The following is a 12,751-nucleotide window of genomic DNA, read 5'->3' on the forward strand; positions in this document are numbered from 1 at the left end:
GACCGACTATCTTTTATCCTTGTCGCAACCGTAGCCATAACTGATAAACACGCAGCATTCCCATGAACGCTGCGTGCAATGTACTTCTATACAGTTTTATCGTGCCGATGTTGTCTTGACTTGCTCACTGGCTGTGTCGGAAATTTCCGTTTCAATACTCATCCCTTTGGTAACATCATCATTTCGTTCATTAGACTGCGCCATAATTTGTGCATAGTATGTCTCTACTTTCTCTCCATGCTTATGCGCATCCTCGCGAACATAGGCATAAAACACTACATCTTCCTGAGGAACGCACACACGGTTCGGTACAAATTCGTTAAGCTTCTCAAAGAAGGACTCGTCTGCCTTTAACAAAATACGACCGTGCTTGATTTTATTTCCAGCTTCCACGGCATACGCCAACGCCCATACAGGTCTTGGGTCCATAGAGGATAGCTTGCGGAATTTATATCTAAACTTAAGTCCCCCCATTAATTGTTGTTTAAAAGCATATACACCATCAATCATGGCATACGGAATCGTCATAGACTTTTTACCAAACAGCCCTTGCTCAATAATAATCAGACTATCTTCCGTCAATACATATTCATAACGACCAAACGCTTGTGTCCAAACAACAATGCCTAAGAAAACTCCGACAAAATATAAATCAATGGCTAACTTACCGGCTTCCATTGATACATAGGTAGCGTATCCTAAAATAAGCGCTACAAAAGCTAACAGCAACAATACCAATCGCAATCCGCTACGCGAACGCTTAGATTTCTCTCGATAGACTACCGTCATGACAATCTCTCCATCCGTAAAAAATTATTACGTCTTTTATTATAACTAAAATCAACCGGATTTACTACTAAAAAGACCGCCTCGGCAAAAGAATTTGTTTTCACAAATATACCGAAGCGGTCCCTACGAAATAGATGATTCTCTATTCTCTAGTATAAAATTAATTACCAGTTTTTCATCACAAGGCTAGCCGTAATACGTTTCGTATCGCGAGCAATCATGATTTCTTCGTTTGTCGGAACTACGAAAATCTTAACCTTGGAGCCTTCTGCACTGATTTCAGCTTCTTCACCGCGAATGTTATTGCGATCACGGTCAAGACGCGTGCCCAAGTATTCCAAACCATTGCAGATTGCATCGCGGTTGCCAATACCGTTTTCACCGATACCGGCCGTAAATACGATAGCATCAACGCCGCCCATAACAGCTGCATAGGCACCGATAGTCGCACGTACTTTGTAATGGAACATATCCAACGCGAGCTGCGCACGTTTATTGCCTTCCTGTGCAGCTTCTTCGATTACGCGGAAGTCATTGGATACGCCGGAAATTCCGAGCACACCGGATTTTTTATTCATGATGGCATCAATTTCATGATAAGTCATATCCCATTTGTCCATCAAGAACGGTACAATTGCCGGGTCGATATCACCGCAACGAGTACCCATGATCAAACCGGACAACGGAGTAAAGCCCATAGATGTATCGATGGAGCGACCGCCTTTAATAGCAGTAACACTGGAACCGTTACCCAAGTGGCAAGAAATAATGCGAAGATCGCTCATATGCTTGCCCATAAGTTCAGCTACACGCTGGGACACATATTTATGGCTAGTGCCATGGAAGCCATAACGACGAACACCAAGTTCAGTGTAAGCTTCGTACGGAAGACCATACAAGAATGCTTCCGGCGGCATAGTCTGATGGAAAGCAGTATCGAATACAGCTACCTGCGGAACCTTAGGCATAATGCTCTGGCAAGCTTCAATACCTTGAATGTTTGGCGGATTATGAAGCGGTGCAATCTTAGCACATTCTTCCAATGCATCCATAACAGCCGGTGTAATCAATACGGAGTCAGCAAATTTTTCAGCCCCGTGTACTACACGATGACCTACCGCATCAATTTCATCCATGGAAGAAATTACCCCAAATTCAGGATCTACCAAGATGTCTAATAAAATGGTTAATGCCTTTTTGTGGTCCAAAATCGGTTCTACGCGTTCCAATTTTTCTGCATCCGGACGTTTATGCGTAAAAATTGCATCCTCCGCACCGATTTTTTCGAACTGGCCTTTAGCCATTACATGTTCGTTGTCCATGTCAATAAGCTGGTACTTCAAAGAAGAACTACCACAGTTTACTACTAGAACGTTCATTACTTAACCCTCTTTCTTGATAATTTGAATCTTGCCCTCAACGAGTTTTAATGCCTCAGCTCCGACTGTGCTATCGGCTGCATATTGATAGGCTATATTCCACAGTACCCCGTTGCTGATAAAGGTATACTGCAAGAAACGTATCTGTTTATTTTTTACCGTATATAATCCGGTAGACTCTACAGCGGGAACACCATCTAATGTAATTGCTGTATTTTCCCATTGCAAGGAGTCGCCAAAATAATGTTTATACTCATGATCGCGACTATACTCAGCTCGTGCCAATGGTGTTGGCAACGGTTTACCCGGTGCCGCCGTCATCGCTTTTATCGTCGTTATGAAATTGGCATCTCCATTCTGATACACAGTAATAGGATAACCATCATCAGTTATGGTAGGATTTGCTAACTTTCCTAAGTCAAAGGGAGTCGGCACAATAATCTCCGAAGCACCTACATTGACTACTTTATTACCAAAGCTGTAGGTATCCAGCGCAGTGGTAATACCACACCCACTGACAACAAACATGAGCATCAGCCCTAATAATCCCATTAGAATTCGTCTCATACATTACCCCTACTTTACTTACATGTACTCAATCATTATATCACTCTCTTCGACACCTTGCATTACTCTTTTTCGATATAGTTGCTATCAGTTTTCAGCATGCTGGTCAATTTACATTTTACCACAATTATGCTATCTATTATAATACAAGTTGAAAGTTATCTTCTAAGGGAGGTTTTATCATGAACACCATAGGCATTATCGCCGAATACAATCCATTGCACATGGGCCATGCCTACCAACTTTCGTACTTGGCCGAACGGTGGCCCCAAGCATTACGCATTGTAGTCATGAGCGGTTCCTTTGTACAACGCGGTATGCCGGCCTTCTTTAGTAAGTACGATCGTGCGTACTGGGCCTTATTGGCCGGAGCCGACATGGTCATCGAGTTGCCATCACTCTTTGCATTGGGAAGTGCAGAAATTTTTTCCGCCGGTGCTATGCGACTATTAGCTGCGCTGGGAGTTGATGCCTTTTGCTTTGGTTCAGAGGTGACCAATCTTGACATGCTTACCTCTATTGCGGAAGCAGCCAACAATGCCAGCGTAAACGAAAGAATTCGCGAGCTCCTCAAGTCGGGACATTTTTACGGGGCCGCACTAAGACAAGCTTTGCTCGAAATTGTGCCTCATGCCGATGAGGCACTGAACCATCCCAATGCCACCTTAGGGATAGAATATTTACGTGCCATCGACACCTATGGACTTTCACTACTTCCCATTGTCATCGAACGGCAAAGTGACTATAATAGCACCTCTCTTACCGAATCACTTCCCTCCGCTTCAGCACTTCGCAACTATTTACAAGAGAACCCCAGTACAGCCTCACTCGCCTGCTATTTTCCGGAGGACGTATTACCCTCAGTAGAAAACGCCTTATCGCTCGGTCGTTATGTAAACATGCAACGTTACTATGATATAGTTCATTGGCAAAGTCGTATCTTATCAACAGCAGAATTGTCCCAGCTAACAGACTTTGGGGAAGGCTTAGAAAATGCATGGAAAAAGGGGGCTTCTCTGCCCTCTTGGTTCCTGGCGCGCCATCAACTTAAGTCAAAGCGATATTCCTTTTCTCGCCTAGATCGCATGGCTGCCTACACTGTGTTACGTCGCTCTGCAGCATTACAAAAAAAAGCTCATCAACACGGACCTCTTTACGCTCGTCTCTTAGGATTTACCGGAGCTGCCCGTGATTGGTTACGCGGTAATGACAGTACTCTTCCCCTCATTCAAAAGTGGGCCCCTTTTGTTCGCCACAGTACGGGATTAGTTAAGGATTATGTATTGGCAGATATGCTTGCTACCGATATACAGCATGCTTGCTTCACAGGCGAAGCTATGCGATTAGGCGATACCGACTATCGCTTTACACCGCACTATCTAGCCTAGTAATCAACATCTATAATCTAATAACGATTACATAAAAACGCGGCGCAGTTTCAATATACTGCGCCGCGTTTTTGTATTACATTACGCTACTTTTTTATTACACTACTCTTTTTATTACACTACTTTTTTTATTATACTACTCGTCTTATTATAGCGCTTCTCTTATTGGATGATAACACTATCAAGCCCATCCTGTTCTTGCATAAACACCTTAACAATCTCCGTATGCGAAGTAGGTACATTTTTGCCCACAAAATCTGCGCGAATCGGTAACTCACGATGCCCACGATCAACTAAAACTGCCAACTGTATCGCCCTCGGCCGTCCTGCTTCCATTAATGCATTAAGTGCCGATCGAATAGTGCGTCCCGTATATAAAACATCATCCACTAAGATAACTAATTTATCGGTAGTATCCAATTCGAAGGGCATCCCATTCTTGGGCCTTGTATCCCTATCATCACGGTACATTGCTACATTCATTGGCTCCACAGCAACATCGACCCCTTCAATCGCCTTAATTTCTCGTTGTAATCGTTGTGCCAAATAAACACCGCGACTTTCAATCCCAATGAGCAACGCATCATGCAATCCCTTATTTTTTTCTAATATCTCATGGCTAATTCGTCGAATGGCACGCATCATTGCTGCTTCATCCATCAAAATACGTTTTTCTTCCATGGCCGTTCCTCCTATTAATCTGAGCGTTTTCCCCTGCTATCGCCGAGATAAAACAACAGCAACTTTAATGATTATATTCCTTTGCATACGCAATACAATCCAAGAAGTCCTTCGGAAGCGGAGCCTCAAAATGCATAGGCTTACCACTAATAGGATGTATGATATCCAACGTTCTCGAATGCAAGGCTTGCCCCTCTATAGGAAAATCCATCTTTTTATATCCGTAAAAAGGATCATTGACTACAGGATGGCCGATATATGCAAAGTGCACACGAATTTGATGGGTACGACCTGTTTCCAACACACATTCAACTAGTGTATGTTTACCATAACGCTCCAATACAGTGAAATGAGTAACCGCCTCTTTACTGTTCTCAAAAACAACTGCCATTTTCATACGTTCCTTTGGATGACGTCCTATGGGCGCCTTGATAACACCCTTCTCTTCCACAATATTTCCCTGCACCAATGCATAATACGTGCGTTTTGCAGTATGCGCCTTCACTTGCTCCGCTAACCCTAAATGTGCCTGATTCGTCTTTGCTGCCATCATCACGCCGGAAGTATCTTTATCCAGTCGATGAACGATTCCCGGTCGTATCTCACCATTAATGCCCGATAAATCGTCACAATGATAGAGCAGCGCATTCACCAATGTTCCCGAATAATTTCCTACTGCCGGATGAACTACCATGCCACGCGCTTTATTTACGATAATAATATCGTGGTCCTCATAAAGAATGTCTAATGGTATCGCTTCAGGCAATACTTCCGTTGATTCCGGTTCCGGAATAGTAAGCGTTATTTCCATACCTTCTGTTAAGCGTAAATTGGGTTTTGCTTTTTTAGGATGCACCTTTACATGGCCGTCCTTAATTAATTGCTGTATATAACTGCGCGATCCTTCTAACTGTTCTGTCAAAAACACGTCCAACCTCTGATTTTCTTGGTCTGCTGTTATAACAAATTTCTGCTCTTCCATTATTTCCTCCGTCACGCTGTACATCTATATACTACTGTTGTAAGTTTTTATATTGTATGCCTATCCACATTTAATATATCTATTCGCATTTAATTTACCTATTCGCATTTAATTTACCTATTCGCATTTAATTTACCTATTCACTTTTAATATATCTATTCACTTCTATCATTCCATAACGCATACATAATACAGGCTACCCCAATACATATCGCTATATCCGCTACATTAAAAATAGGCCAAACTCTAAAGTCAAAAAAATCAACAACCCCTGCATTAGAAATGCGATCCCATGCATTGCCTATAGCACCACCTACTAGTAAACCGACACCAGCTTGCAATGATTTGCTTCCTTCTCGAATCTGTTTGCGCCAATAAACAACAGCAATCACCAATACAACTGCTACACCAACAAACATGACCTGCTGGTTTAAGAACAAACCAAATGCTGCCCCCCTGTTTATAATATATGTAAGATGAAAAATATTAGGAATAATAGGAATGGATTCACCTAAACTCATATGACTTTGAACCAGTTGCTTGGTAATCCCATCAACTAATATAACAATGGCTTCTATAACATACACAATACCTGGCATGTATTCAATCCTTTCTAAGCATATACACCGCAAATGAAAAGCTCCCATCCTACCAAAAATGCCAGCTTCTCTACACATCACATGCTTATATTGTACCTTAAATATAAGCAACAAAAAAGCCCTCCACATGGAGGGCTTTGGCATCCTTAATTATTCTGCCGGATGAATTGTACCAACCGGGCAAACGGATTCGCAAGAACCGCAGTCGATGCAAGTTTCGTTAATTTCGTATTTAGTTTCGCCTTCGCTAATAGCGCCTACTGGGCACACAGAAGCACAGGAACCACATTTAATACATTCATCGCCAATAATTCTCATTGCTGGACACCTCCAAAAATAGTTATAGATAACAGCTTAATTATCATCTGTCGTAAGGAACTTACCTTAACTTTATGTTCTCATTATTACATGAAATTCATTGCTTGTCAAACTTTTGGATAAAGATTTTCTATTAATTTTACGCATCCAGTTAGTAGCTTTCGTCATAGTAAATAACTGGATTTCTATTATTTGATAATTTTTATCATAAATATTTTTAACCCTTACAATATAATGAGCTGCTTTATTGTAATTCTCATTTAAAGCATTTAAATTCAGTGTATTTTATTGCATATTATTATCAATTACCAGGTGAATATAACGGCAATCTTTTAATACACAATAACTCACTCTTTATTAATTATCAGCATTACTAATACAACTCCCCAATGCATGGAAGCATATAAAAAGAAAGTCCCCTCTCGGAGACTCTCTTTTTCGCCCACAACAAGTATTCCACCGACCAATCCTTATTAGAAGAACGGCCATACCATCGGAATTATAACCAAACTTACCACAAAGCACACAACAATAAGCGGAATACCTGCCTTTACATAATCCATGAAACTATATTCCCCTGGTCCAAGAACAATCGTATTTGGCGGTGTACCTACCGGTGTAGCAAATGCACAAGATGCAGCAACTGCGATAGCCATTAATACAGCATGAGGACTAGCGCCCATCCCCTGCGCAATGGCAATACCAATTGGAGCCAACAACGCACAAGAAGCTGTATTGGACATAAACTGCGTCAAAATGCACGATAACAGGAACAATACTGCCGTAGCAAAATACGGGCTTGGATTATCACCCATAATTGCAATAACTGTGTCAGCAATCAACTTGCCTGCGCCGGATTTATCCATAGCCGTTGCTACCGGCATCATACCAGCAAACAAGAAAATAGTTACCCAGTCAATCGAAATATATGCCTCTTTTTCCTTTAAGCATCCTGTTAATACACAAAGGATAGCACCAATAATAGCTGCCATAGAAAGAGAAGGTAACCATTTGATGCTGGCACTCAAGGCCATATCAATAACAACAATCAGCAAAATTATCCCTGCATACAACATTTTCTTAGGATCATTAGAAACATTTTCTACCTCTTGCTCAACTTCAACATCAGCCGAGAGAATATGTTTTGGCAAGAATCGTTTCCCAATCAGCATCATAAAAAGAATCGCTACAATCGTTAATGGAATACCAATCCAAGCAAATTCAAAGAAACCAAACTGACGTAAGCCTGCCGCCTGTAATGCTCCATTAGCGATAATATTAGGTGGTGTGCCTACTAAGGTTATAATACCACCGATACTAGCGGCAAAAGCCATAGGCATTAACTGACGGGATGCCGGAATTTTTGCGGCCGCACAAATCCCTAAAACAACAGGTAACAAAGCAGCCGCTGTTCCTGTATTTGATAATACGGAAGACATTACTGCCGTTACGGCCATCAAAGAGAACATCAATGCATTTTCACTTTTACCAGCCTTTTCAACAACTGTAATACCAATTTTCTGCGCTAGCCCTGTATGGAACATAGCTCCACCGATAACAAACATACCCGCGAATAAAACTACGGTACTATTTGATAGTCCAGAAAATACCTGAGACCGAGGAATAATCCCCAAGAGTCCAACTGCAATAGCTCCTCCCATAGAGGTAATAGCAAGAGGAATAATCTCTGTTACAAACAAAACTGCCATAACTGCTAATACAATTAAAGTCTGTACTGCGGGATCCATAAAATCATCTCCTATGCTGTAATATAATGAATCCTGTCTATGCCTGGCCTATACATGCTGTGTATGAATTAAATATAATGATATCAATAGACTTCTATATAATTCCAACTAACCAACTACACAGCCCTATAACACCAAACATAATAAAAGTAGTCAGGTACCCTTCCCATGTCACAGGATGCCCAAAACGTAGTACTTCACCTATAGGACCCCGTTTGGTAAAGAAGGATTCCTTTTTGCGCTTTCTAAACCAGCGAGCCTTCCGTTCTGGCCCAATCAGAAGCGCAGTGGCCAAGAATACAATGAACGCAATACCAAGACAAATAAATACTCTTTCCAGATCACTCATGAAACACTCACCTCAAGCTGTGAAAACAATAGATCTACACGGCCTAATCTGCCCGATATCATGCTCATTGTCCAATCATACTACATAGATATACTCATTAAAAAAATATATGCTATGTGGAAAAGAAAGGGTTCGGTGGGCGCCGAACCCTCCTTCCAACATTGATTAGCGAGACATCATTGCAAGCATAGTACCTGCAGCAACTGCTGTACCAATTACACCAGCTACGTTCGGACCCATTGCATGCATTAATAAGAAGTTTGATGGATTTGCTTTCGCACCAACAACCTGTGATACACGGGCTGCCATCGGAACGGCAGATACACCTGCTGAACCGATAAGTGGATTTGTTTTACCACCATCAAGCATACACATCAATTTACCAAACAATACACCGCCGGCAGTACCGCCAATAAAAGCTACCAAGCCCAATGCGATAATAAGCAATGTATCCAAATTCAAGAAACTATCAGCACTCATTGTTAACCCAGTACCAGTTGCCAAGAAAATGGTTACAATATTGATAAGTGCATTTTCAGATGTATCCGCCAAACGAGCAGTTACACCAGATTCACGGAACAAGTTACCTAACATCAACATACCCAACAAAGAGGTAATTGGAGGTAACAAGAGCGAAATGACGATAGTTGAAGCAATTGGAAATACAATCTTTTCAAAGCGAGATACTTCGCGAAGCTGTTCCATTACAATTTCTCTATCTTTTTGCGTCGTGAAAAGTTTCATGATAGGTGGCTGAATCAACGGTACCAACGACATATACGAATATGCGGCAACAGCAATCGCACCCAGTAATTCCGGTGCTAGCTTTGAAGCCAGATAAATAGATGTCGGACCATCAGCACCACCAATAATGCCAATCGCTGCTGCTTGCTGTTCCGTAAAGCCAAGTAACATAGCGCCAGCTAATGCAACAAACACACCAATCTGTGCTGCAGCACCTAATAACAACGTCTTCGGGTTAGCGAGCAACGGACCAAAGTCGGTCATGGCCCCTACACCCAAGAAAATCAACGGTGGGAAAATTTCATATTTAATCCCTGCGCCAATAAGCGCCATAACCCCCTCTTCAAAACCATTGCGCGGCAGGTTAGCAAGAATACAACCGAAGGCAATCGGACCCAAGAGTAAAGGTTCAAAGTTTTTTGCAAATGCCATGTACATTAACAAGCACCCAACGGCGATCATTACTGCATGGCCCCATGTGAAGACGATTAAACCACTGTCTGTCCAAACAGAGTTCAATGCGACCATAAAAGCATCCATGAACGTTCCTCCTCGATTCTAATAAACTAATATAATGTTGTGTTAGTCAATTAGCCGAGAACAACTAATACGTCGCCGGTTGCAACAGTCTGATTAGCTGCTACGCGAACTTCAGAAACAGTACCATCCTGCGGAGCGTAAATTTCGTTCTGCATTTTCATAGCTTCAAGAACTAAAAGAAGATCACCTTTCTTAACAGCTGCGCCAGCGCTTACTGCAACAGAAAGAATTTTACCCGGCATTGGGCATTTAACAGTTGCTGCACCTGCCGGTACCGGAGCTGCTGCTGCAGCCGGAGCCGGTGCTGGAGCTGCCTTAGGAGCCGGAGCTGCTGCCGGAGCCGGTGCTGCTTTAGGAGCTGCTGCCGGAGCAGCGCCGCCTACTTCGTTAACTTCAACTTCATATACGGTGCCATTTACTGTAACATTGAATTTTTTCATTTTTGAATCCTCCTAAATAAACCTTGTGTTTATCGTGTTTGTTTGTGCTCTACCCAGTATTAGAATCGGCCTCTTAAGCGACCTTCAAATCTCCATCCGCGACTGATTACGGGACGAATGCTAGCAATCTGATTTTCAGAATAGCCCATAGCCGCAATAGCGCCAACAATAACAGCTACTGCCTCCTGATTCAAGGAAGCAGCACCTGCATTCTTCGAGTTATTCGAAGTTGCAGTTTTAGTCATTGGAATACCTCCTAATCTCGTACGTATTACGTCCTTCCAGTAAGTCGTCCGTCGAGCTTCCAACTATTACTAATTGCTGGTCTAATAGATGCAATTCGGTCAGACGAATATCCCATTGCACAGATAGCGGCAGTGATAACTGCTACGATTTCTTCGTCGTTGGACGTTGCAACAGGCTGTTCAACCGATTTGGTCGATTCCGTAGCCGGGGCAGGCACAACCGTTTCAGCTTTTACCGGTTTTTTTTTGGTCGGGTCGATAATATATATCAACTTCATTAGAAAACCTAGGCAAATCAGGACGCCGAAAACAACGGTCATATTTATGGCCATTACCAGCCAAGGATTCGTAGTAACTACATGTCCTTCCATGCTCTCCACCCTTTCTTATAATGATGAGTCGTCATAAGCAATATATGCTTTGAACTTGCATATTATACCATATTATAATGGAATATTGCCATGTTTCTTAGGCGGACGAGCTTCGCGCTTGCTTGCAAGCATTGCTAACGCGTTAATAACAGCCGGACGAGTCTGTTTTGGTTCAATAACTACGTCTACGAAGCCACGTTCAGCAGCTTTATACGGAGTTGCGAATTCTTCAACATACTTAGCTGTTTTTTCTTCTTTATCTTCGTCCTTCTTGAAGATAATATTAGCTGCACCTGCCGGTCCCATAACTGCAATTTCAGAAGTTGGCCATGCATAAACCTGATCAGCACCAAGGTCTTGAGAACACATAGCAAGGTAGGAACCGCCGTAAGCTTTACGAGTAATAACAGTAATCTTAGGTACAGTTGCTTCGGAATATGCGTAAAGCATTTTAGCACCATGACGAATGATGCCGCCCCATTCCTGATTAGTACCCGGTAAGAAACCAGGAACGTCAACAAAGTTAACAATAGGGATATTAAATGCATCACAGAAACGGATAAAGCGTGAAGATTTATCAGAAGCATTGATGTCAAGGCAACCAGCCATTACACGCGGTTGGTTAGCAATGATACCTACGCTCTGTCCATCAAAACGAGCGAAGCAAGTAATGATGTTCTGTGCATAGAACGGCTGAACTTCATAGTATTCACCATTATCTACGCACGCACGAATTACATCAAACATATCATAAGGCATGTTGCTGTTGTCCGGAAGCAAGCTGTTAAGAGCTTCATCTTCGCGAGTCGGATCATCACCAGTTTCAACAATCGGAGCATCTTCCAAGTTATTACTCGGTAGGAAGCTTAACAGATAACGAATCTGAGCCAAGCAATCATCTTCATTTTCAGCAGCAAAGTGAGCTACACCAGATACACTGTTATGTGCCATTGCACCACCCAAATCTTCAGCTGTTACTTCTTCGGCGGTTACGGATTTAATAACTGCCGGACCAGTAATAAACATCTGGGATGTATTCTTAACCATGTAGATAAAGTCAGTTAATGCCGGAGAATAAACAGCACCACCTGCGCATGGTCCCATAATTACAGAAATCTGCGGAATAACACCTGATGCACAAGTATTTTCAAAGAAAATTTTACCATAGCCAGCAAGTGCATCAACTGCTTCTTGAATACGTGCCCCGCCGGAATCATTAATACCGATAATCGGAGCACCCATTTTCATTGCCAAGCGCTGTACTTTAACAATTTTTGCAGCATGCATTTCGCCAAGAGAACCACCTTCTACAGTGAAATCCTGCGCAAAAGCATATACCAAACGACCGTCGACTGTACCGTAACCGGTTACAACGCCTTCGCCAGGAAGTTCTTTCTTTTCCTGACCGAAGTTAACGCAACGATGTTTTACAAACTGATCAAGTTCAACAAAGCTATTTTCATCAAATAACTTCAGCAAACGTTCACGTGCAGTCATTTTACCTTTAGCATGCTGTTTTTCAATGCGCTTTTCACCGCCGCCCAATTTTACGACAGCAAGTTTTTTGTGCAATAATTCAATTTTTTCCTGAACTGTTGCCATTACTACACC

The 12,751-nt window shown here is 42.3% G+C and carries 14 protein-coding genes; 1 reads left to right on the forward strand and 13 read right to left on the reverse strand.

The genetic code is table 11. The features are described 5' to 3' along the window. Window positions 1-96: 96 nt before the first annotated feature. The 3 genes from Q5873_RS00365 to Q5873_RS00375 form a co-directional block, all read right to left on the reverse strand. A complete protein-coding gene (locus Q5873_RS00365) occupies window positions 97-789 on the reverse strand; it encodes a hypothetical protein (RefSeq protein WP_288190842.1) in 693 nt (230 codons plus the stop codon). A 164-nt stretch (window positions 790-953) separates the two neighbouring features. Then, window positions 954-2,168, reverse strand: a complete 1,215-nt coding sequence (locus Q5873_RS00370) for an acetate/propionate family kinase (protein ID WP_205087436.1) — start codon at window positions 2,166-2,168, stop codon at window positions 954-956. A 3-nt stretch (window positions 2,169-2,171) separates the two neighbouring features. Further along, entirely contained in the window at window positions 2,172-2,735 is a 564-nt protein-coding gene (locus Q5873_RS00375; RefSeq protein ID WP_303058847.1) for a hypothetical protein, read from the reverse strand. A gap of 182 nt (window positions 2,736-2,917) precedes the next feature. Between Q5873_RS00375 and Q5873_RS00380 the strand changes: the two genes are divergently transcribed. Further along, the gene (locus Q5873_RS00380; protein WP_303058848.1) at window positions 2,918-4,123 is read left to right on the forward strand and encodes a nucleotidyltransferase family protein; all 1,206 of its coding nucleotides are present in this window, start codon (window positions 2,918-2,920) and stop codon (window positions 4,121-4,123) included. Window positions 4,124-4,285: 162 nt separating this feature from the next. Here the strand turns inward: Q5873_RS00380 and pyrR are convergent, their stop codons facing one another. The 10 genes from pyrR to mmdA form a co-directional block, all read right to left on the reverse strand. Further along, complete coding sequence (gene pyrR / locus Q5873_RS00385) at window positions 4,286-4,804, reverse strand: bifunctional pyr operon transcriptional regulator/uracil phosphoribosyltransferase PyrR (RefSeq protein ID WP_276788329.1); 519 nt, start codon at window positions 4,802-4,804, stop codon at window positions 4,286-4,288. Between the two features lie 64 nt (window positions 4,805-4,868). Continuing rightward, window positions 4,869-5,786, reverse strand: a complete 918-nt coding sequence (locus Q5873_RS00390) for an RluA family pseudouridine synthase (RefSeq protein ID WP_303058849.1) — start codon at window positions 5,784-5,786, stop codon at window positions 4,869-4,871. Window positions 5,787-5,941: 155 nt separating this feature from the next. Next, entirely contained in the window at window positions 5,942-6,376 is a 435-nt protein-coding gene (gene lspA, locus Q5873_RS00395; protein WP_407448640.1) for a signal peptidase II, read from the reverse strand. 159 nt (window positions 6,377-6,535) lie between these two features. Then, window positions 6,536-6,703 carry a DUF362 domain-containing protein gene (locus Q5873_RS00400; RefSeq protein WP_028254780.1) on the reverse strand — a complete coding sequence of 56 codons (168 nt, stop codon included), beginning with the start codon at window positions 6,701-6,703 and terminating at the stop codon, window positions 6,536-6,538. Between the two features lie 473 nt (window positions 6,704-7,176). Further along, entirely contained in the window at window positions 7,177-8,451 is a 1,275-nt protein-coding gene (locus tag Q5873_RS00405; RefSeq protein WP_303058851.1) for an SLC13 family permease, read from the reverse strand. Between the two features lie 514 nt (window positions 8,452-8,965). Continuing rightward, the gene (locus Q5873_RS00410; protein ID WP_303058852.1) at window positions 8,966-10,084 is read right to left on the reverse strand and encodes a sodium ion-translocating decarboxylase subunit beta; all 1,119 of its coding nucleotides are present in this window, start codon (window positions 10,082-10,084) and stop codon (window positions 8,966-8,968) included. 50 nt (window positions 10,085-10,134) lie between these two features. Beyond that, window positions 10,135-10,524, reverse strand: a complete 390-nt coding sequence (gene mmdC / locus Q5873_RS00415; protein WP_028254784.1) for a methylmalonyl-CoA decarboxylase subunit gamma — start codon at window positions 10,522-10,524, stop codon at window positions 10,135-10,137. Window positions 10,525-10,583: 59 nt separating this feature from the next. Further along, window positions 10,584-10,769 carry a methylmalonyl-CoA decarboxylase subunit epsilon gene (mmdE, locus tag Q5873_RS00420; protein ID WP_303058853.1) on the reverse strand — a complete coding sequence of 62 codons (186 nt, stop codon included), beginning with the start codon at window positions 10,767-10,769 and terminating at the stop codon, window positions 10,584-10,586. A 26-nt stretch (window positions 10,770-10,795) separates the two neighbouring features. Further along, window positions 10,796-11,140, reverse strand: a complete 345-nt coding sequence (gene mmdD, locus Q5873_RS00425; RefSeq protein WP_028254785.1) for a methylmalonyl-CoA decarboxylase subunit delta — start codon at window positions 11,138-11,140, stop codon at window positions 10,796-10,798. A gap of 72 nt (window positions 11,141-11,212) precedes the next feature. Next, complete coding sequence (mmdA, locus tag Q5873_RS00430; RefSeq protein WP_028254786.1) at window positions 11,213-12,742, reverse strand: methylmalonyl-CoA decarboxylase subunit alpha; 1,530 nt, start codon at window positions 12,740-12,742, stop codon at window positions 11,213-11,215. Window positions 12,743-12,751: the final 9 nt, after the last annotated feature.

This window comes from Veillonella magna (assembly GCF_959600285.1).
In the GTDB taxonomy this organism is placed as follows: domain Bacteria; phylum Bacillota; class Negativicutes; order Veillonellales; family Veillonellaceae; genus Veillonella_A; species Veillonella_A magna.